24 protein-coding genes are annotated in these 24,869 nt (G+C 43.9%); 16 read left to right on the forward strand and 8 right to left on the reverse strand.

Annotated elements, in window-relative coordinates; genetic code table 11:
- The first annotated feature begins 294 nt into the window (after positions 1 to 294).
- The 5 genes from LYNGBM3L_RS13395 to LYNGBM3L_RS13415 all read left to right on the forward strand — a co-directional run bounded on the left by LYNGBM3L_RS13395 (position 295) and on the right by LYNGBM3L_RS13415 (position 6,675).
- The gene (locus LYNGBM3L_RS13395; RefSeq protein WP_008183917.1) at positions 295 to 711 is read left to right on the forward strand and encodes a helix-turn-helix domain-containing protein; all 417 of its coding nucleotides are present in this window, start codon (positions 295 to 297) and stop codon (positions 709 to 711) included.
- A 16-nt stretch (positions 712 to 727) separates the two neighbouring features.
- Complete coding sequence (locus tag LYNGBM3L_RS13400) at positions 728 to 955, forward strand: hypothetical protein (protein ID WP_044493093.1); 228 nt, start codon at positions 728 to 730, stop codon at positions 953 to 955.
- 319 nt (positions 956 to 1,274) lie between these two features.
- A complete protein-coding gene (locus tag LYNGBM3L_RS13405; protein ID WP_008183921.1) occupies positions 1,275 to 2,879 on the forward strand; it encodes a filamentous hemagglutinin N-terminal domain-containing protein in 1,605 nt (534 codons plus the stop codon).
- Between the two features lie 50 nt (positions 2,880 to 2,929).
- Positions 2,930 to 3,793, forward strand: coding sequence for an S-layer family protein (locus LYNGBM3L_RS13410; protein WP_008183923.1), 864 nt, complete (start codon positions 2,930 to 2,932; stop codon positions 3,791 to 3,793).
- A 224-nt stretch (positions 3,794 to 4,017) separates the two neighbouring features.
- The gene (locus LYNGBM3L_RS13415; RefSeq protein WP_008183924.1) at positions 4,018 to 6,675 is read left to right on the forward strand and encodes a CHAT domain-containing protein; all 2,658 of its coding nucleotides are present in this window, start codon (positions 4,018 to 4,020) and stop codon (positions 6,673 to 6,675) included.
- Positions 6,676 to 7,222: 547 nt separating this feature from the next.
- On the opposite strand, the gene LYNGBM3L_RS43435 is transcribed toward LYNGBM3L_RS13415, so the two are convergent.
- Positions 7,223 to 7,399 (reverse strand): hypothetical protein, encoded by a 177-nt coding sequence (locus LYNGBM3L_RS43435; RefSeq protein ID WP_008183929.1) that lies wholly within the window; start codon positions 7,397 to 7,399, stop codon positions 7,223 to 7,225.
- A 175-nt stretch (positions 7,400 to 7,574) separates the two neighbouring features.
- Between LYNGBM3L_RS43435 and LYNGBM3L_RS13420 the strand changes: the two genes are divergently transcribed.
- The 6 genes from LYNGBM3L_RS13420 (at position 7,575) to LYNGBM3L_RS45690 (ending at position 10,707) form a co-directional block, all read left to right on the forward strand.
- Positions 7,575 to 7,991 carry a helix-turn-helix domain-containing protein gene (locus tag LYNGBM3L_RS13420; protein WP_008183931.1) on the forward strand — a complete coding sequence of 139 codons (417 nt, stop codon included), beginning with the start codon at positions 7,575 to 7,577 and terminating at the stop codon, positions 7,989 to 7,991.
- A gap of 174 nt (positions 7,992 to 8,165) precedes the next feature.
- A complete protein-coding gene (locus LYNGBM3L_RS13425; RefSeq protein ID WP_008183932.1) occupies positions 8,166 to 8,552 on the forward strand; it encodes a DUF433 domain-containing protein in 387 nt (128 codons plus the stop codon).
- Positions 8,549 to 8,944 carry a hypothetical protein gene (locus LYNGBM3L_RS13430; RefSeq protein ID WP_008183934.1) on the forward strand — a complete coding sequence of 132 codons (396 nt, stop codon included), beginning with the start codon at positions 8,549 to 8,551 and terminating at the stop codon, positions 8,942 to 8,944. Before LYNGBM3L_RS13425 ends, LYNGBM3L_RS13430 begins: the two co-directional genes overlap by 4 nt.
- A 210-nt stretch (positions 8,945 to 9,154) precedes the next feature.
- Complete coding sequence (locus tag LYNGBM3L_RS13435) at positions 9,155 to 9,619, forward strand: DUF4365 domain-containing protein (RefSeq protein WP_044493096.1); 465 nt, start codon at positions 9,155 to 9,157, stop codon at positions 9,617 to 9,619.
- 54 nt (positions 9,620 to 9,673) lie between these two features.
- Entirely contained in the window at positions 9,674 to 10,114 is a 441-nt protein-coding gene (locus tag LYNGBM3L_RS13440) for a hypothetical protein (protein WP_008183940.1), read from the forward strand.
- Between the two features lie 290 nt (positions 10,115 to 10,404).
- Positions 10,405 to 10,707: a hypothetical protein gene (locus LYNGBM3L_RS45690; protein WP_154659775.1), complete on the forward strand. Its 303-nt coding sequence runs from the start codon at positions 10,405 to 10,407 to the stop codon at positions 10,705 to 10,707.
- Here LYNGBM3L_RS45690 and LYNGBM3L_RS13445 read toward each other — a convergent pair.
- Complete coding sequence (locus LYNGBM3L_RS13445; RefSeq protein ID WP_008183941.1) at positions 10,661 to 11,884, reverse strand: chromate transporter; 1,224 nt, start codon at positions 11,882 to 11,884, stop codon at positions 10,661 to 10,663. The two genes, LYNGBM3L_RS45690 and LYNGBM3L_RS13445, sit on opposite strands and share 47 nt — an antisense overlap.
- Positions 11,885 to 12,163: 279 nt before the next feature.
- Between LYNGBM3L_RS13445 and LYNGBM3L_RS13450 the strand changes: the two genes are divergently transcribed.
- Positions 12,164 to 12,709, forward strand: coding sequence for a pyridoxamine 5'-phosphate oxidase family protein (locus LYNGBM3L_RS13450; protein WP_008183943.1), 546 nt, complete (start codon positions 12,164 to 12,166; stop codon positions 12,707 to 12,709).
- Positions 12,710 to 12,907: 198 nt separating this feature from the next.
- Here LYNGBM3L_RS13450 and LYNGBM3L_RS13455 read toward each other — a convergent pair whose 3' ends face one another.
- Positions 12,908 to 14,650 (reverse strand): SulP family inorganic anion transporter, encoded by a 1,743-nt coding sequence (locus tag LYNGBM3L_RS13455; protein WP_008183946.1) that lies wholly within the window; start codon positions 14,648 to 14,650, stop codon positions 12,908 to 12,910.
- A 1,355-nt stretch (positions 14,651 to 16,005) separates the two neighbouring features.
- Between LYNGBM3L_RS13455 and LYNGBM3L_RS13460 the strand changes: the two genes are divergently transcribed.
- On the forward strand, positions 16,006 to 17,781 hold the full coding sequence (locus tag LYNGBM3L_RS13460; RefSeq protein WP_008183948.1) for an N-acetylmuramoyl-L-alanine amidase: 1,776 nt from the start codon (positions 16,006 to 16,008) through the stop codon (positions 17,779 to 17,781).
- Between the two features lie 4 nt (positions 17,782 to 17,785).
- Here LYNGBM3L_RS13460 and LYNGBM3L_RS13465 read toward each other — a convergent pair whose 3' ends face one another.
- The 3 genes from LYNGBM3L_RS13465 to LYNGBM3L_RS43445 form a co-directional block, all read right to left on the reverse strand.
- Positions 17,786 to 18,079, reverse strand: coding sequence for a DUF433 domain-containing protein (locus LYNGBM3L_RS13465; RefSeq protein WP_008183950.1), 294 nt, complete (start codon positions 18,077 to 18,079; stop codon positions 17,786 to 17,788).
- Between the two features lie 220 nt (positions 18,080 to 18,299).
- The gene (gene iscB / locus LYNGBM3L_RS13470) at positions 18,300 to 19,586 is read right to left on the reverse strand and encodes an RNA-guided endonuclease IscB (RefSeq protein WP_008183953.1); all 1,287 of its coding nucleotides are present in this window, start codon (positions 19,584 to 19,586) and stop codon (positions 18,300 to 18,302) included.
- 440 nt (positions 19,587 to 20,026) lie between these two features.
- Entirely contained in the window at positions 20,027 to 20,200 is a 174-nt protein-coding gene (locus tag LYNGBM3L_RS43445) for a hypothetical protein (RefSeq protein ID WP_154659776.1), read from the reverse strand.
- 259 nt (positions 20,201 to 20,459) lie between these two features.
- Here LYNGBM3L_RS43445 and LYNGBM3L_RS13475 point away from each other — a divergent pair, with 259 nt between their 5' ends.
- Together LYNGBM3L_RS13475 and LYNGBM3L_RS13480 are read left to right on the forward strand one after the other, a co-directional pair.
- A complete protein-coding gene (locus tag LYNGBM3L_RS13475) occupies positions 20,460 to 20,663 on the forward strand; it encodes an NblA/ycf18 family protein (protein ID WP_008183956.1) in 204 nt (67 codons plus the stop codon).
- A gap of 506 nt (positions 20,664 to 21,169) precedes the next feature.
- Complete coding sequence (locus LYNGBM3L_RS13480) at positions 21,170 to 21,406, forward strand: hypothetical protein (RefSeq protein WP_044493099.1); 237 nt, start codon at positions 21,170 to 21,172, stop codon at positions 21,404 to 21,406.
- Positions 21,407 to 21,532: 126 nt separating this feature from the next.
- Here LYNGBM3L_RS13480 and argZ read toward each other — a convergent pair whose 3' ends face one another.
- Positions 21,533 to 23,638 carry a bifunctional arginine dihydrolase/ornithine cyclodeaminase gene (gene argZ, locus LYNGBM3L_RS13485; RefSeq protein ID WP_044493102.1) on the reverse strand — a complete coding sequence of 702 codons (2,106 nt, stop codon included), beginning with the start codon at positions 23,636 to 23,638 and terminating at the stop codon, positions 21,533 to 21,535.
- Between the two features lie 146 nt (positions 23,639 to 23,784).
- Between argZ and LYNGBM3L_RS13490 the strand changes: the two genes are divergently transcribed.
- Positions 23,785 to 24,693, forward strand: coding sequence for a phosphodiester glycosidase family protein (locus LYNGBM3L_RS13490; protein ID WP_008183963.1), 909 nt, complete (start codon positions 23,785 to 23,787; stop codon positions 24,691 to 24,693).
- Here the strand turns inward: LYNGBM3L_RS13490 and LYNGBM3L_RS48625 are convergent.
- A complete protein-coding gene (locus tag LYNGBM3L_RS48625) occupies positions 24,663 to 24,785 on the reverse strand; it encodes a hypothetical protein (protein WP_267872027.1) in 123 nt (40 codons plus the stop codon). The genes LYNGBM3L_RS13490 and LYNGBM3L_RS48625 overlap by 31 nt on opposite strands.
- Positions 24,786 to 24,869 lie beyond the last annotated feature (84 nt).

Consider the following 24,869-nt stretch of genomic DNA (forward strand, 5'->3'; position numbering starts at 1 on the left):
TATAGCAGTCGCCAGGGCAGTTAGGACATGACAAAAGTCTCAAAGCTAAGTATAGCAATAGTTTTACTTCTGACTTCTGACTTCTGCTATAGCGTTAATGCAACAGTTTTTCTAACCCCTCTTACCACCCTTACCACTCTCTAGCTAAAGATAGTGTCAATGTCTTGATGCAATAGCGAGTGGGGGAAACCCCCAAGACCGCGCTGCATCGCTGCAATAGTTTTTCTAACCCCTTGCATTTTATGAGAATTTGTGTTAAGTTAACAGTAACGTTAAAGCAATGGTTTTGCTGCCATGATGATTTCTACCGCCCAAGCCGCTGAATTACTAGGTGTTTCTGCCACTCGCGTCCGTTTCCTGCTGAGCAAAGGCAGAGTGAAGGGGGCTTATAAGGTGGGTAGGACTTGGGTGATTCCTCTGTTTGATGGTATGCCGGTGGTCACTCCTGGTACTCGCGGACCGAAGCGGAATTGGTCAAAGCGCACGGAGTACACTAAGGCTGTGATTCACGTTAATCAGAAGGTAATTCGCCAAAATCTCAAGAGCGGGGAGCGCAACCCTGTGATCACGGTGAAACGGGGTTCTAAAAATACTTACGGTCATACGGTAGAAGTCAATGGCCCCTGTCGGGTGATGTATCGTCCGGATGATCCATTAAAATGTGGGGCTAGGGTGTGGATTGAGACGATTTCTGATTATAAGGTGAGCTAAGGATTCAGCTTGTAGGGTGGGCAAAAACAGTTTGGTGATTTTGATTGGTCACTACATGATTACGTTGCCCACCCTACCCTACTCTACTTTGAGTAGGGTGGGCAAAAACAGTTTGGTGATTTTGATTGGTCACTACATGATTACGTTGCCCACCCTACCCTACTTATGGGCTATCGGCAAGTCAGCTAAGGATTCAGCTTGTAGGGTGGGCAAAAACAGTTTGCTTCTTTTGATTGGTCACTAAATGATTACGTTGCCCACCCTACCCTACTTATGGGCTATCGGCAAGCTAAGGGAACAGCTTTTGAATAAAACAGGTAAGCAAAAGTTTAATCTGAGTAAAGTCACAGCGCTTGTGGCATGTGCCAAAAAGCTGTTCGCCCAGGGTGAGCCTTTAGCTGACGGCTGACAGCTGACGGCTGAATGCTTACGGAAAAACCGTTTGCTTGTTTTGATTCGTCACGAATAGATTACTTTGCCCACCCTACCTAATAAAACTTAACAGAATCAACAGGTATTTTATGAAATAATCCCAGACATCGGGAGCATTTTGATTGATTAACATGAAAGCTGTGGTTTACGGACTTCTGCAAGCAAGTCCCTTTGTTCTGTGTTCTCTACTGGCTGCAACTACCGCATTAGGGCAAATTACTCCAGATAATACCCTCGGTAATGAACGGTCTGTGGTAACGCCCAATGTGACTATTAAGGGTGCCCTAGCAGATTTAATTGAAGGTGGCGCGATTAGAGACAGTAATCTCTTCCACAGCTTTTCAGATTTTAATGTGGGTGAGATGGGACGGGTTTATTTTGCTAATCCGGCTGGAATTGAGAACATCCTGAGTCGGGTAACTGGAGGTAATGTTTCCAATATTTTAGGGACTCTGGGAGTGTTGGGAAATGCTAACTTATTTCTGATAAATCCCAACGGTATTGTCTTTGGTCCCAATAGCAGCCTAGATTTGGGAGGCTCATTTTTTGGGAGTACTGCCAACAGCGTGGTGTTTGACAATGGTTTTCAATTCAGCGCCACCAACCCAGATGCTCCACCTCTGTTAACGATTAAGGGGCCTCTTGGTTTGCAATATGGAGAAAACTCAGGCAGTATTAGGGCACAAGGAATTAGTGGTTTCCAGAGTTTCTTTCAAGGACTAGGGCTAAGAGTGCAACCTGGTAAAACTTTAGCTCTTGTAGGAAGGGATATTACCTTAGAAGGATTTTTTCTAGAAGCACGAGGTGGTCGGATTGAACTGGGTAGTGTTGCTGGTCCAGGTCTAGTAAGTTTGACACCAAAAGGGAAAGGTTGGGTTTTGGGATACGAAGGTATTGAGAACTTTCGGGATATCGGAATACTGAGGTCTTTTATCAGTACCAGCGTTGAAGAACAAAATGACCTGGCTGCCCAAGACAGCGACGGAGCAATTTCCATCCGGGGTTCACAGTTAGATATTGGTAGAACCTCTACCGTTAGAGCAAGCACATTCACCTCATTACCCGGTGGAGATATAAACATCGATGTTCGTCAGTTGACCCTTAGGGATGGAGCAAGCGTATTAAGTAACGCTTTTGACGAGGGAAAGGCAGGAAACGTGACTGTGAATGCTTCTGAGTCTGTGAAAGTTATTGATGGGTTGATTCAAGTTCGATTTCCTAGCGGCCTCTCTGCTTTCACTTCTGGTGCGGGAGATGGGGGAGACATTCTGATTAACACTGACTTTTTTTTGCTTCAGAATGGAGGACAAGTGGATACTATTACTCGTGGTGAAGGAGACGCAGGAAGCTTGAGTGTGAACGCCTCTGAAGTTCAAGTAATTGGTGCTGAGTTTCCCAGCGTCTTGTCTACTCAAACTCAAGGGATAGGAAAAGCTGGAAATTTAAGTATTACTACTGGGAAGTTACTTGTTCAAGATGGAGGACAAGTTAGCGCTAACACAAGAGGTGAAGGGAACGGAGGAACCTTGAGAGTGAATGCCTCTGATTCTGTTCAAGTGATTGGTACATCAGCCAATGGTGAGTTTACCAGCGGATTATTGATTCAAGCTAATCGAGAAGCAACAGGAAATGCAGGAGAGTTGTTGAATATTACCACTGATAAGTTAATAATCTCTGATGGAGCAGAAGTTAGCGCTAGAGGGAGCATCCCAATTTGGCACGTTAGCTCTTTTTAGGGGGCTGAAACCCTTGAAATATCGTTGCTTTGGGTAATATTGTTTCCAAAATGGGATGCTCCCGCGCTAGAAGCATTCAACCGGGGAGTTCAGCAGGCAGGGTAGAGATTAATGCCAACTCCATCTTCCTTGACAACAAAGGAATCATCACAGCAGAAACAGCAGGAAAAGAAGGCAATATTATCCTAGAAGCTCGTGATATCCGACTCCTCGACGAAAGCAACATTACCACTAACGCCCAGAATACTGATGGGGGAAATATAGAAATTAATACTGATACCCTAGTCGGTCTCGGAAATAGCGACATCACCGCCAATGCTGAATTTGGCCCAGGAGGTCGTGTTGAGATTAATGCCCAAGGCATCTTTGGCTTAGAGTTCCGGGATCGTCTAACTCCAGACAATGACATCACCGCCACCTCCACCCTTGGCCCATCTTTCAGCGGTGAAGTAATCCTTAATACCCCAGACGTAGACCCCACCTCAGGCTTAACCGAATTACCAGCAAGCCTAGTCGATGCAGAAGCAATCCTCGCCAATGACCTTTGTGGCTTTGAGAATAATCGGATTGCTGGCGGCAGTTCCTTTACCATTACCGGCAAAGGGGGTTTACCACCGACTCGATTAGATCCGGTGATTAATACCGACAGAACAGTGGGCTGGAGAACTCGTCCTGGCTCAGCCAGCACCAGGAGACAAAAATTGCAGCAACAACCTAATGTCAGACGCCCTCAACCTGCCCAAGAAAAAAAAGTGATTATCGAAGCCCAAGGCTGGGTCAGAGCCAAGGATGGCACAATTATTCTGACGGCGCAACCGTTTAGGGGTACTCCTGTTGAGCAGATATTGCCCCATCTTGATTGTCATTCGGGAATCGGGAGTAGGGAGCAGGGAGCAGGGAGTAGGGAAGAGTAATATATAGCGTTTATCGTAGTTATGAGGTACGCTTTTCAACCTCAAAGTCCCCCTTATTAAGGGGGATTTAGGGGGATAATAGGTACCTTATGGGATATAAAATTGCTATAGCATTTTTATTTAAAAGGTGAACATACTCTCTGAAAGAAAGGCAAGAGGCAAGAGGCAAGAGTTAATCAACTATTATTACTATTCCCTATTCCCAATTCCCTTAATTAATTATTATGAAAAAACTATCATTTGTAATTGCCATCGCATTAACCTGTTTACTACCATCCGGGAAAGCCTTATCAAATTCTGCTGATTTTGGGTATAATTTTGCCCCCCTAGCCCCCCAGCGAGCAATCCCTCGCTGGGGGGAACAAAACTCCCAAAGTCCCCCAAATTTGGATGATTTAGGGGGCTTTAACAAGACTAAACGGTCGCGCATTCACTCGAAGATTCAGCAACGCCTAATTCCCGATTCCCTAGGACAACAAGCCCAACACCTCTATGAAACAGGGCAATATCAACAGGCGATACCGTTGTTGGAGCAAGTTATTAGTAACTACAGGGAGAGTGGGGATATTATTGGTGAGATTAACTCCTTAGTTAATCTAGCTTTAGTTTATCAACGTTTGGGAAAGTTGGAACAAGCTCAAGAAATACTATCCCAGAGTTATAGCAAATTATCACAACTCCATAATACCAAAGAAAGTCAAGAATTACAAGCCCAAATTTTGTCAGTGGAAGGACAAGTATACTTATCTCTAGGTGATGCCAAACAAGCTTTATCAAATTGGAAGCAAACTAGTGCTATTTACCAAGACCTAGGAGACCTAAATCGATTAACAGAAAGTCAGATTTACCAAGTGCAAGCCTTACGATCATTAGGGTTGTATCATCAAGCTAATAAAACGTTAAATAAAATCAAGGAAACTCTCCAAGAGCAACCGGATAGTAAACTCAAAAGTACCGCCCTCCAATACCTAGGTAATATCCTGCGCCGAGTGGGTAAATTCCAAGACTCTCAAGAAATTTTACAACAAAGTTTAGCCATCGCCGAAAACTTACCAAATCAGACTTTGATTGCTGAAAGTCTACTCAGTTTGGGGGATACAGCTAGATTACAAAGAGAAACAGAATCCGCAATGGATTTCTATCAACGGGTTGTCAAGGAATCTCCCTTAGCAGATATTAAAATTCAGGGACAATTAAATCAACTGAGTGTATTGATAGCTACACAAGAGTGGTCACGAGCCAGAGCGTTATTGCCAGCTATAGACTATACCTTAACGAGATTATCTCCAAGTCAAAGAGCAATAAAGGCTAGAATTAAGCTAGCCAAAATCCTATTAAAATCTGAAAAGACACAACTAAAAACTCCCAAATCTATGGCTACTTATCTCGCCGATGCTATTAAGTTGGCTAGGAATTTAGGAGATAAACGAGCGGAAGCAGAAGCCATTGGTAACTTGGGAACCTTATACAAATACAATCAACGTCTTGATGAAGCCCAAGACTTGACCGAAAAAGCCTTACTAATTGCTCAAGAAATCCAGGCTCCCGATTTAGCCTATCAATGGCAATGGCAACTAGGAAGAATCCTCAATCTAAAACAGGATAAAAAAGGTGCGATCGCGGCCTATTCTCAATCGGTGCAAACCCTGCAATCGATTCGTAGCGACCTAGTCGCGATTAGTAGCGATATTCAGTTTGAGTTTCGAGAAAGTGTCGAACCAGTCTACCGAGAATTAGTAGGACTACTCCTAGAACCCAATGCATCTCAAGAAAACCTCAAACAAGCACGAGATGTGATTGAATCCCTGCAACTAGCAGAACTAGACAACTTTTTTAGGGATGCCTGTCTAGATGCTAAACCAGTTAATATCGATGAAATAGACCCAAAAGCCGCGATATTCTATACCATTATCTTGCCAGACCGCCTGGAAGTAATTGTCACCTTGCCCGGGCAACCTCTGCGCCAAATCACCACTAACTTACCTCAAACAGAAATAGAACAACAATTGGCTTTGGCTTGGAGAACTATTACTAGCCCTTGGCGAGGTCTTGAAAAGGAAAACTTGCAAACAATACACGACTGGTTAATCACCCCCATTGAAGCGGAACTAGCCAACAGCAACATCCTCACCCTAGTATTTATTCCAGACGGAGCCCTGCGGAATATTCCCATGTCTGTGCTTTATGACGGGGAAAACTATGCTATCGAGAAATATAATATTGCGGTAGCACCTAGTTTACAATTAATCGACTCTCAAGCCAATGTCAGAGAAAACGTTTCAGTTCTGGCTGCTGGAGTCACGGAAACTCGTCCCCATCGTCCCAATTTAGGAGCACTTCCTGGGGTGAAGGAAGAATTAGAGAATATCATGGCTCAAGTTCCCTCATTGATTCTACTCAATGAATCCTTTACTGAATCCAACTTCAATACAGAAGTTAATAACTCTGCGTACGAAGTGCTCCATCTAGCCACTCATGGTCAATTCAGTTCAGTAGCTGAAGAAACCTTTCTCCTGACCTGGGACGACGTAATCAATCTCAATGAGTTAAATACTCTGATCTCAGCGGATCAAAAGCAAAAAAATCCGATTGAATTACTCGTCCTCAGTGCTTGTCAGACAGCGGCAGGAGACTCCCGAGCGGCTTTGGGATTGGCTGGAGTAGCAGTGCGTACTGGGGCACGCAGTACCATTGCCAGTCTCTGGTATGTGGACGATCTAGCCACTGCAGAGTTAATGACTCACTTTTATCAGAGGTTAGCCACAGGCAAAGTTACCAAGGCTGAAGCTCTGGGTCAAGCTCAACAGGAGCTGTTGCAGACGCCGGAATTTAGTCACCCCTTTTACTGGTCGGCTTTTATTTTGTTGGGAAATTGGTTGTGAAGTGGAGTAGGGAGTAGGGGGTAGGGGGTAGGGAGTAGGGTGTGGGGTGTGGGGAGTGTGGGAGGTGTGGGGAGGGTGGGGAGTGTGGGAGGTGTGGGGAGGGTGGGGAGTGTGGGAGGAGAGAAGAGGAGCAGGGAACAGAAAGATGTCTTAATCTTTACTTCGACTGCTATTAGGAACTGGAGCTGGCAACAGTAACGAGAATTGTATTAGTTGTATTTGGTGCGTTCGCGTAGCGTGGCCGTAGGCCAATCCCATACTGGTTCTCAAAAAAGCGATCACATACCGGTTCTCAAAAAAGCGTACGCATACTGGTTCTCAAAATAGCGATCGCATAGCGGTTCTGAAAAAGCGTACGCATACTGGTCCTCAAAATAGCGATCGCATACTGCTTCTCAAAAAGCGTACGCATACCGGTTCTCAAAAAGCGATCGCATACTGCTTCTCAAAAAGCGATCGCATACCGGTTCTCAAAAAGCGATCGCATACTGGTTCTCAAAATAGCGATCGCATACTGGTTCTCAAAATAGCGATCGCATACTGCTTCTCAAAATAGCGTACGCATACCGGTTCTCAAAATAGCGATCGCATACTGCTTCTCAAAAAGCGTACGCATACCGGTTCTCAAAAAAGCGATCGCATTTTTGTGTGCTGCTGACAAATATAGTGCGTCAGTGTCTTGATGCAATAGCGAGTGGGGGAAACCCCCAAGACCGCGCTGCATCGCTGCAATAGTTTTTTCTAACCCCTCTTTCCACCCTTAACATTCTTACAACTTTTAAAACACTTACCACCCTCTAACTAGAGATAGTGTCAATGCAATAGTTTTTCTAACCCCTTGCATTTTATGAGAATTTGTGTTAATATAACAGTATTGTTAAAGCAATGGTTTTACCGCCATGATGATTTCTACCGCTCAAGCCGCTGAATTACTAGGTGTTTCTGCCACTCGCGTCCGTTTCCTGCTGAGCAAGGGCAGAGTTAAGGGGGCTTATAAGGTGGGTAGAACTTGGGTGATTCCTCTGTTTGACGGTATGCCGGTGGTCACCCCTGGTACTCGCGGACCGAAGCGGAATTGGTCAAAGCGTACGGAGTACACCAAAGCTGTGATCCACGTTAATCAGAAGGTAATTCGCAACAATCTCAAGACGGGCGATCGCAACCCTGTGATCACGGTGAAACGGGGTTCTAAAAATATTTATGGTCATACGGTAGAGGTGAATGGCCCCTGTCGGGTGATGTATCGTCCAGATGATCCATTAAAATGTGGGGCTAGGGTGTGGATTGAGACGATTTCTGATTTTAAGGTGAGCTGATTTGGCCAGGGATGGGCGGTCAGTGGTCAGTGGTCAGTGGTCAGTGGTCAGCTTATTTTATTCAAAAGCACCGATTGCGCTACGGGCATAAGCTGATAGCTGATAGCTGATAGCTGATAGCTGATAGCTGATAGCGTAGTTAATGATGGATTTAGTCTTTTAAGAATAAGGGATATGAGTTTAGAGTCTAATGGAAAAGTGGCTATCATTCGCACAGAAAGGGGATTGACGATATCAGGTACACGCATCACACTCTATGATGTAATAGATTACCTAACTGCTGAATATCCTCCTAAGCTTATTCGTGGTCTCTTCAACTTAACCGAGGAACAAATAAATGCTGCTCTGGCCTATATTAAAGCCAATCGTGCTGAAGTCGAAGCTGAGTATCAAATTGTAGTGAAAGAAGCTGAAGAATTGCGACAGTATTATGAACAGCGCAATCGTGACCTGATTGCCCGACTTGCCAAAAAGCCACCATTACCAGGTAGGGAGGCGGCTTGGGAAAAGCTGCAAGCACAGAAAGCAAAACATCAAGCTCAATTTGAGTCCCAGCGATGATTTTCTTGGTTGATCATAATCTTGAAGGACATGCTCTACTTTTGTCAGGTAGTATTGCTAGCCTTGGCTGGTTGGAGCTGTTACCCATTCGGTTTGTCACTTTTGCAGAGATTGAATTATCGATTACTAGTGATGACAGAGTAGTTTGGCGGTTTGCACAAGCCAATCAAATGATCCTGCTAACAGCCAATCGGAGTATGAACGGTAAGAATTCTCTAGAGAAAGTGATGCGTGAAGAAAATACATCTACTTCATTACCTGTTGTCACAATTGGAGATTCTGATCGAGTTCTGAGTGATCCTGATTATCGCAATCGTTGTGTTGATCGGCTAATTGAGATTATCTTTGACATTGATGACTATAGAGGTTCAATGAGACTTTTCATTCCATGAATACGAAGCTCAACAATTACAAACCTTTGCTTGCCTAATTAAACTCAGTTAAGGTGGCAATATAGTCAGTAGCAATCAATTGATGCGTTCGCGTAGCGTGGCCGTAGGCCAATCGCTTTTAGCGGGCTCTTCGAGCCATCGCGTAGCGTGACCTACGGTCAATCGCAGTCAAGTTACAGCAGACTTCCTAGTGCAATAGTGGAGGCAGTAATGAAGCGAGATTTAGATTATTTCATTGGTGAGCGTGCTGAACATCTGGCGATAGTATACTTGACACGTAGCCAAGATCTAGTTGTGGAAAGGATGAAGGCTGATTATGGGCTAGATATGTTGGTAACAATACTACGGGATAAATTACCGACAGGAAGGGTTTTTGGTGTTCACATCAAAGGTCGAGACAAAGCTTTCAAGGACATACAGCAAGAAGCTTCATTAGTTTTGTCTGACCAAGAAAAGAAGTACTTTCAAGATTTGCCATTCCCGGTATGTGTATTGTTTTTCACTATGGACGATGACAGGGGCTATTACCGATGGTTGAAGTATCCAAGTGAATCCAACCAGAGCCTTCATATTCTTGAAAACAATCAATGGCGTTCTCTGGATCAGGAGCAGGTTAGCCAGATAATCGCAGAAGTTAATGCTTGGTATAATCGGAAGCACCAATCCGCCGCATAACAACACCCATCCACCCGAGCGCCTTACCGTTAAGCTCAAAACCAGGAGACTTAAGTGGCATACAGTGACTTTACTCTAAAAAAAGTCAAGCTTGACTTTAATATTCAGACTGTCGAGGATCAGTCACTATTTTCCAATAGTGAAGAAATTGAAATAAGTGATTATCTCGCACAGACCTTAAAAAGAAATCTCCCTTTAGCGTTAGCCATTAATACGGAAAAAGCTAGGTCAGAACTAATCATTATTAATATTTTACTGGAAGTCAAAGAAAAATCATCTCAAAAAATTAGTCTATTCTCAGGGATTGATTTTAATGTCGATAAGGAAAAAGGCTTAACTGGATTTTGCGATTATATCATTAGTGGTTCAGAAGAGCAGTTATATTTAGATTTGCCGGTAATTACAATAGTTGAAGCTAAGAATGAAAATATTATTTCTGGCTTAGGTCAATGTATTGCGGAAATGTATGCCGCTCAACTCTTTAATCAAGAATAAAGTTATGATTTACCCTGTGTATATGGTGCAGTAACAACAGGGGATGAATGGAGGTTTGTTAAGCTTGATAAAAATGTCGCTTATATCGATAATGATAGTTATTATATTAGCGATATTAATAAAGTTATTGGGATTTTAGTGAACATGGTTAAAGGAAAAGCGTAATACTATTAGCCAAGGGAGCAGGGAGCAGGGAGCAGGGAAGAAGGTAAAAATTATGTGTACCTCATTATGCTAAAAACCGCTACTTTAGCAAAGGGAACGGCGTTGCTGAATCAAGGAATGAATGGATGATGATCTGGTTTTGGTCAAGCCCCCTAAATCCCCCAACTTTGCGGTGCGACCCAAGGGCGATTTACTCGCCCATTGGAAAGCGCACCGGAAGGGACTTTGAAAGTCTTTTTCCCCCCAAAATTGGGGGGCTAGGGGGGCAAAACCATACCCAGAATCAGCAACGCCAAGGGAACAGGAGAAATAGAAAAAATTCTGTCTACCTCATTCTCCCGACTCCCGATTCCCGACTCCCGACTCCCGACTCCCGACTCCCTAAAACCCAATCGACAACTGGGATAATTGTGAAATCAATCCTATAATTCCCCCGATTAACACTAACCATACGGAATTTACCTTAAAGCGAAATACCAGCACCGCGCTAACTATTGCTACCATAACGGTTAACCAATCTACTAAAGCAGTACGTGCTAAGATATAAGTTACTCCTGTCATCAGTCCTAAGGAAGCCGCATTAACACCGTCGAGGAATCCACTTGCCCAGGGGGATTGGCGTAGCTTGGGCACCCAAGGATTGAGGATTCCGACTAACACAAAGGCAGGCAAAAAGATTCCAATTGTTGCAGCTACTGCGCCAACATTTCCATTCAGCAGATAGCCAATAAAGGTAGCAGTGGTAAACACAGGACCGGGAGTGACTTGACCGATTGCGATCGCATCAAGCAGTTGTTGGGAAGTAAGCCATTGATGGCGCTCTACTAAATCTTGTTGTAGAAACGCCAGCAGCACATAGCCACTACCATATAGAACGGAGCCAATTTTTAGGAAGAATAAGAACACACTAGCGGAAGATATAGAAGCAGCGGATGGTACACCGGTCTGTGCTAAAACACTAGAGAAAGGTATAAGTAAAGCACCTGTGATATTGTTTCCTCTACGCCAAAGGTTTTTAACTAGCATTACTGCAGCTCCGACCAACAGCAGTAATAGAATTTCATGGGTGCCTAAGAAGAAAGCGACAGTAGCTGCAACTCCTGCTACTGTGGTGGGAATATCTTTTGCTGCTTTTTTTCCCAACTTCCATAACGCTTGTAAAACAATGGCGATGATAACTGGTTTGATACCATAAAGGAGCCACTCTACCTGGGGCACACTCTGGTAACGGGCATAAATTGCTGCCATGATCCAGACAATCACCATTGCTGGCAAGATAAAACAAGAACCAGCAACAAACAGCCCTCGCCATCCCGCTCGCTCATAACCGATGTGAATCGCTAATTCTGTAGAGTTAGGGCCTGGAATAAGATTAGTAACTCCCAGTAGATCGAGCAGCTTCTCATGACTCATCCACTGTCGTCGCTTCACTACTTCATCATCCATGATGGCAATGTGAGCAGCTGGGCCACCAAAGGCAATTGTCCCCAATTTAAAAAAGACTAGTGCTAATTCTTTTAGTCGTTGCCCCTGTTGTTGTGGGGACAGTTGAGCGTCAGAACTGTTGTGTTGCTCAGGCTGAATATCGTCTATTTCGTTAGACACTGGTATGACTCCAAAGGCGTCAAGGTTAATATACCAAAGGGAACAGGGATTCGGGAATCGGGAGTCGGGAGTCGGGAATCGGGAATCGGGAGTTGGGAGTTGGGAGTTGGGAGTCGGGGTAATAAAATTTAATGTATAGTTATTTGCAGATAACTTATTATCGATAGTTGCGCGTAACGCATTAGCTGATAGATAAATTAGATAAATTAGATAACTGTGATCGCGTTTTATTTGCGTATTTTTATGATACAATATTACTAGAGTAATCTGTGGTAAACTATGGCTAAGTTTTACTCAGAAATCAATCAAGATTTAAGAGAGTTTATTGAGGAGCAAAAGATATTTTTTACAGCCACAGCTCCCCATCAAGGTCGTATTAACCTATCCCCCAAAGGTATTAACACTTTTCGGTGTATTGATAGTAGAACAGTGGCTTATCTAGATTTAACCGGTAGCGGTAACGAGACATCTGCTCATTTGCTGGAAAATGGCAGAATGACAATTATGTTTTGTAGCTTCACTGAAAAGCCATTAATTCTCCGCCTTTATGGTCACGGTCAGGTAATTCGACCTAGGGATAAGGAATGGGAAACAGTCTACTCCCTATTCAATAGCCTACCAGGGGAAAGGCAAATTATTGTATTGAATGTAGAATCTGCCCAAACCTCCTGTGGTTATGGTGTACCCTTGTATGACTTAAAAGGAGAGAGGGAAACTCTGCTCAAGTGGGCGAATAACAAGGGAGAAAAGGGAATTCACGAGTATTGGCAAGCCAAAAATACTGAGAGTATAGATGGGTTACCGACTAATCTTTTAGAGAATTAACAAGAATTTCGAATTTAAAATTTAGAATTGTAATTTTTTTTATTCTGCATTCTGCATTCTACATTCTACATTCTACATTCTGCATTCTACATTCTGCATTCTACATTCTGCATTCTGCATTCACCATTCTGCATTCTGCATTCTGCATTCACCATTCTGCATTCTGCATTCTGCATTCTGACAAACAACCAAACCAACTTATTGTTTAGTTTGGTCTAAATTAGCGGCAGCGCTATTGACCTCTATGGGATTTTCCTGGGCTAAATCACTATTGATATGTGATTGCTCTCCCGTAATCAAGGCAGTTGCTTGCTCTAATGCCTCGATGCGATCGCTAACTCGGTTTCTTGCTGGTAATAGTTCCAGGATTTTCAACTTTTCCAGCCTTTGATTAACCCTATCACTACCACCGACGATAAACACATCACGACGTTTGCCACGAGCCTCTTTAACCATATTCTCTATCGCTAGAGAAGCCGTCACTCCCAACAAGGTAACATCGCTCAGATCTAAGATCAGGACATCATACTTTTCCACAATCCCCATCCGCTGAGAGATAGCCTTGGCTGCACCAAAGCTCATTGGCCCGCCGAGACGGAATAGGAAAATTCGACCACGAGCCTGTTTCAGAAGCTGTTTTTCTTCATAGCTCAAACTATTTTCACCATCATCAGGAGCAGTAATTTCCTTGACCTGATCAATCTGTAGCTGACTGAGGTTTTTGACAGTCAACAGGTTGGCAATGAACACCCCAACGGCAACGGCTGTAATTAGGTCAACAAATACAGTCATGAATAACACTAAATACATTAATGCTGCTGCCTTGATGGAGACTTGATGGGCTCGTTTGAGGAAGCTCCAGTCAATAATATCGATTCCTACTTTAATCAAGATGCCCGCTAGTACAGCATGGGGAATACTTTGAGTCAGGCTTCCCGCACCCACAACAATCACCAGCAGCACTAGGGCATGAATCATGCCTGAAATCGGAGTTTGACCACCAGCCTGAACATTGATTACCGTCCGCATGGTAGCACCAGCACCAGGTAGGCCACCAAACAAGCCAGCAATCGTATTACCGATACCCTGACCAATTAATTCCCGGTCAGAGTCGTGCTGGGTACGGGTAATATTATCAGCAACCAGGGAAGTTAACAGAGAGTCGATGGCACCCAAGGTGGCTAACATTAGACCATAGCCAATCATGTCTTTGATTTGGCTGAAATTGAAGACTGGCAAATACAGCTTGGGTAAGCCTGTGGGGATTTCTCCAATCCGTCTGAGCTCGCTGTCTGGGAGGTCTCCGAAGAAGACAACCGATATCAATGTACAGACTATCAGTGCTAGTAGGGGGGATGGAATTAATCGATTCAGCCTCCGAGGTGATCCAAACATAATCACCAGAGTCAGGATTGCTAAACCGGTAGCGGCAAAATGGGGATTAGCCACGAACCTAGGAAAATCCAGGACAGACTGTACCACATTGGCAGAACTCGGATGCCCGAAAAATGGACCAATCTGTAACAGCAGAATGATCACACCAATCCCTGACATAAAGCCAGATATCACTGTGTAGGGCATCAGGGTAATGTATTTCCCCAGCCGCAACAGCCCAAATAAGATTTGAAATATCCCTCCTAGCATGACAACGGTGAATGCCATGGCTAGGCCAGTATCTGGGTTTTTAGCCACTAGCGCCGTAAACACCGTTGCCATCACTACGGTCATCGGGCCAGTGGGACCAGAAATCTGAGAGGGAGTACCGCCAAACAGAGCGGCAAACAGACCGACAAAAACAGCGCCGTAAAGACCATGAATTGCCCCAGCACCGGAGGATACTCCGAAAGCTAGAGCTAATGGTAGTGCGACAATTGCAGCAGTCAGACCACCAAAGACATCACCGCGCAAATTACGGAAATGTAAACCATTAACAAATTGCATGAGTGGGTAATTTAGTGAGAGAATAATACTTGCTCTAGGCCCACATCTAATTGATTCTTTCCATATAACTTGGAATTCCTACCATGATGGTATAGGAAAATCTAAGGGGTAGAGCCATCCAAATATAGAAACCAGGATTTACCTGGGCAACACTAAAGTATATGGCAGCAAGAATTGCTATAAGCAAGAATTGCTATATAAGATGCCTTAGAATTTTACACTAGAATTTTACACTGTTGGAGGTGAAACGGTTAAAATTATTAGTTAATGTATGGAGTCTACCACTAAATCAATCGATGCCTAGCACCAGAGACTCTGAATCTCCCCAGGGCACACAGATCTAAATTATAGAAACCTTACTCAGAAGCGATGCAGTGCGGTCTTGGGGGTTTACCCCATGAGCAACTGCATCAAGAGGTGCGACCCGTGGCGAATTTAATAATTAGATGCGGAAAGGGCACCTAACAAAGATTTAACAATTAATAAGCAAAAATACTTATTTTATCAATCTTATATCCAGTAGGCATTTCAAAATAACATACGTTTACCCTGCTGATCTCCCCAAAGAATAATTGAGCAAGGTTAGTGGGAGTATACAGAAGGATTGGTGGATTATTTCGCAAATTCTGGTGAAAAATTCCTGGAAAATCAATTACTCTGACTAGAGACTAAACACTCTTTGACTAGAGACTCGTCAATGGGACGATAGTTGTTGATCTCGCACTCAGGTTAAATCAGATTGGGATAGTCCTGGTAAGATTGGGCTAATTACTAGGATCCGTACAAGTCTTCATCCCCGTGTTTTTAAACCGGGGATGAAGAAACAAGCGCGACTAAAGTCGCCTAAAAAATCTTTCAGTAAAAGGTTGACACTTATATAGCGCCAGAGTATACTGAGAATATAGGGTAAAGGCTGAAAAACCGAGGGTGAGCCGGGAGAGAGACCCGTAACTTATTGACCTTAAAGTAGTAATGCCCGGAGGGTAGGGAAAATCCTCCTTAAAAACCCAATCATCAACTACCAATTGGTGTGTGAACCCAGAAAAATCACGCTTTGAGAAAAAAAAACGGTACGGTGGGGCACACCGGAACCGAGTGAAAAGGAAGGGAAACGGACTATGCACATGCACTTCCTATTAAGTAACTAAACGCCTAGGGAGAATCGCCCTCTGGGTCTGTCGTAAGTTGACTAAGAACTTGGTCAATACGGGTTTTTGGTTTAAGTACTGTCCTGTTTTTGGCGGCGTCAAAAATAGGAATACGGCGGTTTAAGGCGGCTCGTTGATCTAGGAATCCCCGCTTATACAAGGCCGGGGAGTGTCAATGGTAACCTATCCTGCTGTTGACGAGAAAGCATGCAAAAAATCCTGAGTTGGGCAATACTAGCTTCTGTGATTACATTACTTGTTTTACCTGTTTCGGCTGAGCAACCCCTTTTCCTGGCCTATCCCCCCCGTGAGCATAAAACTACTGCAGAGCAAATTTTCTTGATTGGTACTGCAGCCCCTACTTCACAGGTGCTGGTCAATGGTAAACCTATCCCCCGTAGCCAAAGTGGGAATTTTGCTCCTAGTTTCCCTTTGCAGCTGGGAGAAAATCGGTTTACCTTGCGCTATCTAAACCAGGAAATTCAAGTTACGGTAACTCGACTGTCTACTGAACCAGAGTTACCAGCAGGTTTGGGATTTGCGAAAGATTCCCTGACCCCAGCAGCAGATATTGCTAGATTACCTGGAGAACAGATTTGTTTTGGTGCGATCGCATCCCCTCGTGCTAGGGTTTCCGTCACCCTGGGCAATCAACAGATTTCCTTACTCCCTCAATCCCAAGATGCCCAACTTCCCTCCAATTTTGCTGTATTGACTGGTCAAAACCAACCTACACCTCGTGCAGTCATTAATAACTACGAGGGATGCGCTTTGGTATCACAGGTTGGAAATTTTGGCAACCCTGTGTTTCAACTAAATTTCAATGGCGAGAGAGTCAGTCAGCGGGGTACAGGTACAGTGGAAATTCTATCTCCTAACCGCTTAGAGGTGATAGAGGTAATAGAGGAGGCTGGGGTTGCCCGCACTGGACCGAGTACTAGCTATTCTCGCTTAACTCCTCTACCAAAGGGAACTAGAGCAGCAGTTACTGGTAAACAAGGAGACTGGTTACGTCTTGATTATGGTGCTTGGATTCGCCAGAAGGAAACCAAGGTGATTGCTGGTGCAACTCCCCCGAAGTCGATTATTCGCAGTATTACTTCCCGACAGGTACCTGGAGCAACAGAAATTCTCTTTCCCCTAGAGATACCAGTACCAGTGAGTGTGCAGCAGTCCGATAAAACCTTTACCCTAACGCTACATAATCTAACCGCTCAAACGGATACGATTTTCCTAAATGATGACCCAGTGATTAAGCGCCTAGACTGGTACCAAGTGACTCCAGACCGGGTGCAGTATAATTTTAGACTCAAATCTGAGCAGCAGTGGGGGTATGACTTGAGGTATGAAGGCACTACTCTCATTCTGTCTCTGAGACATCCACCAAACTTGAGCAGTAGAGGAATACTGGGTCTATCCACTCAACGGTTAGCAGGAATTAAGATACTGCTTGATCCCGGACATGGGGGAGCAGAAAAAGGAGCTAGGGGACCGAATGGGTATCCAGAAAAGGATGTTAATTTAGTAGTCTCGAAATTGTTGCAAAAGGAATTGGTACAACGGGGAGCAACGGTATATATGACACGGGAAACTGACAAGGATGTGTCATTACGAGACCGGATGGATATGATTCACGAACTAGAACCAACTATTGCCCTTTCTATCCATTATAATGCGTTACCAGATGATGGTGATGCCATTAATACTGCTGGGATCGGAATGTTTTGGTATCATGCCCAAGCCCACGATTTATCAGTGTTTTTGCATAATTATTTAGTCCAAAAGCTCCGGCGTCCATCCTACGGAGTATTTTGGAATAATCTCGCCCTAACCCGTCCTCACAAAGCTCCTTCGGTGCTGTTGGAATTGGGATTTATGATTCATCCAGTGGAATTTGAATGGATTAGCAATTCCCAAGAACAAAGGCAATTGGCTAATGCGATCGCAGATGGGATTACGGAATGGTTGGCTACTGTGGAGTAATGCACTAGGGAAAATCACGATTACTGAGGGGAAAAACTAATCGTGACCTAAGTTTGTTATACAGAGACGGATCAGTGCTTTGTAATGGTTGAGGCATGGCATCAAACTCTTCCTCTTCGACAGCGAGGTAAGTATCAATCTGATCAGGATTAGCTAAGTAGAAAGCGATCGCTCCGTAAACCTGTTCAAGGGTCAACAGTGGGAAAGATTGGACAATACTTTCCGGTGATAATCCGTTGCGGAAAGTATACACAACCGAGTCGAGAGAAATTCGTGTGCCTGCAATCGATGTAACCATCTAAATACGGGAAGGGGACTCCCGTTATAAACGTTAGTTTTAGCGGGTTTAAAGTTACCGTAAGATAGGGTCGCCTTATTAAAAAAGATTTAACCATGCATCTGCATAGCCCACTGACTCTAAAGGCTCCACAATAAACAGGTTTCGTCTCCGGGGAATTCCCGCAGGTCAATAAATTGTTCGCGTAGCGTGGCCTACGGCCAGCGATAGCGAATCGTTATTAATTAGACGCATACTCATAGCCGTCAGCCTTAAATATTGTTTTTAGATATTTTGGATGAACATCGATCTTTCTCTCAGGAACCATTAGTACAAAACTTGGACGATAACGAATAGCTATCCGACCTGTATACTGCCCGGCATATTTTCCTTTTTTTATGTTAGCTTTGACGATATCTCCTGTCTGAAAACCTTTAAAAAACTTAGCAGAAGGAGCATGAGCTTTTGGGAACCCGTATTTATTGGGTCGGCATCTTTGACGAACACCATGACCTTTAGCTGTTACTGTCAGTGGTTTTATTCCGTTTAGTAAAATTTTCCCAGGGGTAGTTTTACCTACACAAGCAGCATCGATCCAGTGAGCTTTTTCGAGACCCCTAGTCTTACGATTAAACTTAGTCAATCCACCCGAACCTGTCTCGACGGGTAATCCAGTTAATTTTAGTCTTCTCCATAATTCCCAACGGGTTGAGTTGACGGCTGCGGCATCTTTCAAAGGGGTTTTTGCTTTAGTTAATACTTTTTTGAGAATTGTTGGTTTTTTCTTTAAAAATTTCTCAATCGGGTCGTTGCCTTTTCTCTGATTACAACACCGACAAGCAAGAGTTAGATTGCTGACTCGATTACTGCCGCCTTTTGATTTTGGAACAATGTGCTCAACTTCTAAAGGCGTATTAATGGCACCACAGTAGACACAACTGTGTCCCCATTTAACAAGAAGGTACTCTTTAACCTCAAACCCATACAGCTCGCCATATTGATATTCAACTCCTGACACTTCTGGATTTTGCATTTTTTGAGTGTCAAACCGCACTAACTCTTGAGATATTGCAGTCACTGGACACAACTTCCTCAGTCGTCTCACCCAGGTCTCAATATTAAATATTCGACTCATTAGTGACGAAGGCAGCCACCCTTCTGGGCGTCTGCGGTTGAGAAATCGAGGTTTACGGTAACGAGTTTGCCTGCTTCTTCTACCTCGCCTTAAGGCTCTTCTGGACTCCAAAGAATTCTTGATGTTTTGTCCTCGATGGTTAATTTCTAATGCACCTGTCACCCGTCCAGTCTGTTCTTGAATGACAGCTATTCCGGTTGTTTTTGAACCAGGGTCTATTTTGATTCTGTGTGGATGAGTTACAGAATTATCAACACTCCTATCCTGCATGATAATAGTGAATGGATAGCGCTTAAATACTTTAGCCCTTCCTTTCTTGAGTAGTTCTCTAGCTCGTGCCGGGTGACATGGATCCAGAGTTTTTTTATCTTGATCTAAAACGAAAACTCGCATTACTTTGAACACTCCACAACGTGGGTAAAGTTTGCCTTGACAATGTTATAAGAGCTTTTTAGGTTAACAACACTTCCTTAACTCTCTACAGATGTTTAATTGTTAACAACAGAGCTGAAGGCTGGCACGCACCTACAGGTGTTATGACTCAAATAACGTAGACCATTATCAAGTCTTAGTCTGGTCAACTATGAGCTTCTACAAGCTCCCGCTATAGTCCCATAGGACTTAGCGGTGAGTTATTGACTGTCCCGATACTCTACATAGGTTTTAACTTCTATAACTGGCATAAACTTACCTTGAACATATCTATTTAGATCATATAACTGAAACAACTGATACAAAAAACTGAGATCAATACTGAGGCATTCTACTCTTGTCTGCCAATTATTCTGAAACTATCGATATAGCAATCAGAACTCAGATACCGCTAAGTATTTTTACTGACGATTTGGGGCTCCGGCTTCTCTGGATATCCCCTGAAGCGCGTTCGCGTAGCGTGACCTACGGTCAATCGCACAAGCGCGGAAGCTTCGCTTCATCGCGTAGCGTGACCTACGGTCAATCGCGTTCGCGCAGCGTCGGCTTTGCCGAAAGCGGTTCCAAAGGAACATCGCATTTTCTGGTTGCTTTACCGATGTGATAGTTAAGGATAGGTGTGGGTGGGATACAAAGTACCCGCAAGGGTACTGTAAAGTCTCGTAAAATTTGCCATCATAACTAGTAGAAAGCCTATTTACACTAATCCTTGCAGAAAAATCCCAACTCAAGGTGATAAGTAATTAAGGCGTCAAGCTACCCACTCGTAATTAACGTGGGTAATGGGTTCTAACCAATCCCTAATTTCTGGAAATTTATAGGAGTCAAATCATCATGGAAAAACATCAACCAATAGAATTTTCCCTAGAACAGGAGTTCAATCTTAAGGTGTTTGAGACGCAAATTCAAAATCTTGACCTTGAACAAGCAAAGAATCTGCTGTGCGAGCTCTATAGACAGATGTCAATTCGTGAAATTCATTTCAGGAATTTCGTTAAACAAAGTTTAATCGGAGATCCTCCACCTTGGAGTGAGTAAGCTCAGGGAGCAAGGTATGGAAGTAAGCTTATGTGCTACGCACACGCGTGCGCGTTCAGCTATCAGCTATCAGCTATCAGCTTGGCCTTGGTAAGCATTCGTTTAATTTATTGCCCATAGGCGCACGCTACGCTGGGTTGATTTTATGCATGATACCTGAGGGCTGACCGCTGAGGGCTGACCGCTGAGGGCTTAATGCTTACTTTTGCTTAATACGGAAAATTTTCCATTTAAATTCCGATTAGCTTAACCCAATTCTCCGGAATCCACAGCTAAATTACTGAAGAAACAATAAACACACCAGTTAGAGTCAAGGTGGCTGAGACAGCATAACATTATTAAGTGCATCACGTAGGTAGCAAGAAATACATTTAACATGACTGAATTGCTAAATTATCGATGAATTCAGCAACTCAGCAATTCAGAGTAATTTCTCACCTACTTACTGTTCAAATGCTCAGTTAACCAACGCTCTCTAGCTTTAATTCACAATCAAGGAGTATCCCATGGTAAAACAAATGTGCTGGTTATCGAGCTTTGGTAGTAATGAACATAAAATGTTGCACTTGCGGACTTCCCCTTATGAGGCTTGGCGTCCGTACACAGCTTTTCCCCAATATGCTGTCCCAGATTACCCAGTACCTGGCGGTTCTAAAGGCTGGGCAACTTATCAGAAACTAAGACTCTCAGACTGGGTTTTGGTTCCTAGTGACAATGAAACTATCGATTATAAAGCAAGTTAATAATTTAGTAATCAATGAAGAATGTAGAATGAAGAATGTAGAATTAAGAATGTAGAATGTAGAATGTAGAATGTAGAATTCTTAATTCTTAATTCTTAATTCTTAATTCTTCAACAGTTAAACTAATTACTTGACTAGATAAGGACTGGTTAACTTATCTAACTGCTGCACTAACAGGCTAAGGAATAAACCGACATCAGTGACAACACCAACAGATTCTACTGAACCGCGATCGCTTAATTTTGTCACTACGGCGGGGTTAATATCCACACAGACCATCTTCACTCCGGCTGGAGTCATATTGCCCACGCCAATAGAATGAAGCATAGTAGACAGCATCAAGATCATATCTGTCCCTTCCAATAACTTGGCATACTCTTGCTGTGCTTTAATCAAATCCATCTGGGTATCTGGCAGAGGACCATCATCTCGGATCGAACCGGCTAGGACAAATGGTACGTGATTGCGGACGCACTCATACATCACCCCTTTAGTTAATACACCCTGTTCTACCGCTTGGGCAATGCTACCGCAGCGACGGATAGCATTGATGACTTTGAGATGGTGGCGGTGTCCACCATGGACAACTACTCCTCGTTTCATATCCACACCCAAGGAGGTTCCCATCAGGGATTGCTCGATGTCGTGAACTGCGATCGCATTTCCCCCTAACAGCGCCTGAACATACCCTTGTCGAATCAAACGGGATAAATGTTCACTACCGCCAGTGTGAATTACCACAGGTCCTGCTGTCACTACTACTCTGCCCCCTTGGTCTCGGATTTGGCGCAGCTCCCAGGCAATTTGTTCCACTACTAATTCTACCCGGCGCTCACTAGAGACCCCAGATGCCATAAAACTAAATTCTTGCTGATTGCGTTGTTCACGGGATTGAGTTTTGCGCACCGTCCGGATTCCTTCTACTCCCAAGATCACCTGTTCTCCAACTTCCAAATCCCGCACCAGTTTACAACGAGCGATGACACCGTCTGGGGTTTCAGTTACTGCGATCGCACCATCCATGCGTTGATTTTGTACCTTAACCCACTCACAATTAACCCGTACTTCTGTAGGATAAATCGTAGTAACATAAAAGTCATCGGGAGCAACCCCTGCTTGAGTAACAGGTTCCAAGTTAGCATCACACACCTCTTGGGCAGGAGTGACAGCTCCTAGATCAATCAGCTTAGTCATAATCTCTGCCATCACCTCATGATCTGGTGCAGAGACTTTCAGTTCAGCATTAGAGGTGCTTTGCCGCTGTGTTCCTAGGTCGAAGTTAAGTACCTGGAAGCTACCCCCACCTCCTACAATTAAATCCAAGGCACGGCTGATGATACCAGAATCAAGCAAATGACCTTCCAAACGAATAATGCGACTTTCAACCGGTTGATTGCCATGGATTTCACTGCGGACTGGTTCAGTTACCCGTAAGGTTAGGCATTTAGCAGCACCACCAGCTTTCATAAATTCCGTCAAGGGGGTTTCAATCACCTCAAACCCAGCTTGACTGAGCCGATCTTTAAGGCGATCGCTAGCTTTGTTCATCACTACAAGTTGATCAATATTGACCGCATTGCAAGCAAAGTTCACTGCATCAGCTTCTGTGATTGCAATTCGTTTTTCCGGTGGTACCCGCATTTCGATTAAGCGGTTGGAATAGGAATCAAATGCTGGGGGATAGTAGAGTAAATAGCCACCACTCAGGGGACAGAAGCAAGTGTCCAAGTGATAGAAGCGTTGATCCATTAACCGCAGGGACACAACTTCAATATCTAACCATTTAGCAAGGTATGGATGGGAATCAAGTTCTGAGCGGAAGCCATAGCCAGCCCACAGCCAACGCCCTTCCCGGTCTAGCAGAGCATCCCCAGCTCCTTCAAACGGTAAGTCTTGAGGAAGTTCATAGACAGTGTAGCCATTGTCATCAAACCATTGCTTGAAATAAGGTTCTTCCCCCTGGCGCTCTTTGTGGAGGAAGCGGCTAAGCACCACATTCTTGCCCAAGACTAATCCCGCATTGGCTGTAAATACCATATCTGGCCAACCGGATTGAGGAGAAACTAAATCGACTAGGGCATGCTCTTTGATGACATAGTGAAGTTTTTGCCACTGTTCTACAGCGCGATCCCTCGATGACTTGTGAATATTTCCCTCCATCCAGGGATTAATCACATAATCCACATCGTAGTGGTCAGGGGGACACATGAGGAAGCGAATTGATTCTGTCATAGTCGATTTCTGATCTGGTAGATACCTACACGACCACGGTAAGTCAGCAATCAAACCAATGTCACGACAATTTGCCATTGACAGGCGAGTAGGTTAAGTTGGTGGATTAATCTTAAATATTTTATCCATAAACTTATTATTGTACCATGAAAAAAATAATTATAACTAGACTGAAGGGAATTCTGCTTACCACTAGCATCAGTATTGTGAGCGTGCCAGTCTTGATCTATGGGGGATTGCTGGTCAAGCGTCCGTTTCGCAGCGACAAGCAGGAACAACTGTTCCAAGGCATTGTGTATCAAAGAGATGCTCGCAACTCACCCCGTCCGCTGATGGTACATACTGTTACCATAGACCTAACCGCACCAGGAATTAAACTGTTAGTAACACCAGGAAATAAAGTCGATAAAAATGAATTTACTGCCCGGACTACCTCGAAATTTGTGCGAGAGTTTAACTTACAATTAGCTATCAATGGTAGTTTCTTTTATCCTTTTCGGCAGTATCCACCGAACTCCTATCCTAAAAGTGCTGATCCGGTCATAGTACAAGGCCAAGTTATCTCTGAGGGCAAATCCTATGCTCCTCCAAAAGCAACTTCCTCAGTGCTTTGTATTTCAAAGTTTCTCCGCGCTCAAATTTATCAAAAACGTTGTCCTATAGGCACATCTCAGGGACTAGCCGGTAGAGAAATTTTACTAAAAGAAGGAAAGCCAGCAGTATTGGGAGGTCGTGGCGGTGAGAATTTATTTTCTCCCCGCACTGCTGTCGCTATTGATAAATCAGGCAAAACCTTGTGGTTAATTATTGTTGATGGTCGCCAGAAATTTTACAGCGAAGGAGTTAGCTTGGCTGAGTTGAATAAGATTATTCAAGAATTAGGAGCCGATAGCGCCCTTAATTTGGATGGGGGTGGTTCAAGCACTCTGGTAGTAGCAAATAATACTAAGCTACGGGTGTTAAATTCACCGATTCAGACCCGTATTCCTACGCGCCAACGTCCAGTTGCCAACCATCTGGGAATTTATGCTTTACCATTAGAGAATAGGGAGTAGGGAGTAGGGAGTAGGAAGTAGGGAGTAGGGAGTAGGGAATAGGGAATAGGGAATAGGGAATAGGGAGTAGGGAGTAGGCAAAAAAATATCACTATTAATTGAGGATTGTTATAGCTATTTTATCCCAAAATATAGTATAAATCAAACCCATTAATATATAGTTTAAATGCACTCTA

The sequence above is a fragment of the Moorena producens 3L genome, assembly GCF_000211815.1.
Lineage (GTDB): Bacteria > Cyanobacteriota > Cyanobacteriia > Cyanobacteriales > Coleofasciculaceae > Moorena > Moorena producens.

What these genes read in the sequence shown, in the direction of transcription:
- LYNGBM3L_RS13395 (WP_008183917.1), top strand. Translation starts at nt 295, where the DNA reads ATGATGATTTCTACCGCCCAAGCCGCTGAATTACTAGGTGTTTCTGCC.
- LYNGBM3L_RS13405 (WP_008183921.1), top strand. Translation starts at nt 1,275, where the DNA reads ATGAAAGCTGTGGTTTACGGACTTCTGCAAGCAAGTCCCTTTGTTCTG.
- LYNGBM3L_RS13410 (WP_008183923.1), top strand. Translation starts at nt 2,930, where the DNA reads ATGGGATGCTCCCGCGCTAGAAGCATTCAACCGGGGAGTTCAGCAGGC.
- LYNGBM3L_RS13415 (WP_008183924.1), top strand. Translation starts at nt 4,018, where the DNA reads ATGAAAAAACTATCATTTGTAATTGCCATCGCATTAACCTGTTTACTA.
- LYNGBM3L_RS43435 (WP_008183929.1), bottom strand. Translation starts at nt 7,399, where the DNA reads ATGCAGCGCGGTCTTGGGGGTTTCCCCCACTCGCTATTGCATCAAGAC.
- LYNGBM3L_RS13420 (WP_008183931.1), top strand. Translation starts at nt 7,575, where the DNA reads ATGATGATTTCTACCGCTCAAGCCGCTGAATTACTAGGTGTTTCTGCC.
- LYNGBM3L_RS13425 (WP_008183932.1), top strand. Translation starts at nt 8,166, where the DNA reads ATGAGTTTAGAGTCTAATGGAAAAGTGGCTATCATTCGCACAGAAAGG.
- LYNGBM3L_RS13430 (WP_008183934.1), top strand. Translation starts at nt 8,549, where the DNA reads ATGATTTTCTTGGTTGATCATAATCTTGAAGGACATGCTCTACTTTTG.
- LYNGBM3L_RS13435 (WP_044493096.1), top strand. Translation starts at nt 9,155, where the DNA reads ATGAAGCGAGATTTAGATTATTTCATTGGTGAGCGTGCTGAACATCTG.
- LYNGBM3L_RS45690 (WP_154659775.1), top strand. Translation starts at nt 10,405, where the DNA reads ATGATGATCTGGTTTTGGTCAAGCCCCCTAAATCCCCCAACTTTGCGG.
- LYNGBM3L_RS13450 (WP_008183943.1), top strand. Translation starts at nt 12,164, where the DNA reads ATGGCTAAGTTTTACTCAGAAATCAATCAAGATTTAAGAGAGTTTATT.
- LYNGBM3L_RS13455 (WP_008183946.1), bottom strand. Translation starts at nt 14,650, where the DNA reads ATGCAATTTGTTAATGGTTTACATTTCCGTAATTTGCGCGGTGATGTC.
- LYNGBM3L_RS13460 (WP_008183948.1), top strand. Translation starts at nt 16,006, where the DNA reads ATGCAAAAAATCCTGAGTTGGGCAATACTAGCTTCTGTGATTACATTA.
- LYNGBM3L_RS13465 (WP_008183950.1), bottom strand. Translation starts at nt 18,079, where the DNA reads ATGGTTACATCGATTGCAGGCACACGAATTTCTCTCGACTCGGTTGTG.
- iscB (WP_008183953.1), bottom strand. Translation starts at nt 19,586, where the DNA reads ATGCGAGTTTTCGTTTTAGATCAAGATAAAAAAACTCTGGATCCATGT.
- LYNGBM3L_RS43445 (WP_154659776.1), bottom strand. Translation starts at nt 20,200, where the DNA reads ATGTTCCTTTGGAACCGCTTTCGGCAAAGCCGACGCTGCGCGAACGCG.
- LYNGBM3L_RS13475 (WP_008183956.1), top strand. Translation starts at nt 20,460, where the DNA reads ATGGAAAAACATCAACCAATAGAATTTTCCCTAGAACAGGAGTTCAAT.
- LYNGBM3L_RS13480 (WP_044493099.1), top strand. Translation starts at nt 21,170, where the DNA reads ATGGTAAAACAAATGTGCTGGTTATCGAGCTTTGGTAGTAATGAACAT.
- argZ (WP_044493102.1), bottom strand. Translation starts at nt 23,638, where the DNA reads ATGACAGAATCAATTCGCTTCCTCATGTGTCCCCCTGACCACTACGAT.
- LYNGBM3L_RS13490 (WP_008183963.1), top strand. Translation starts at nt 23,785, where the DNA reads ATGAAAAAAATAATTATAACTAGACTGAAGGGAATTCTGCTTACCACT.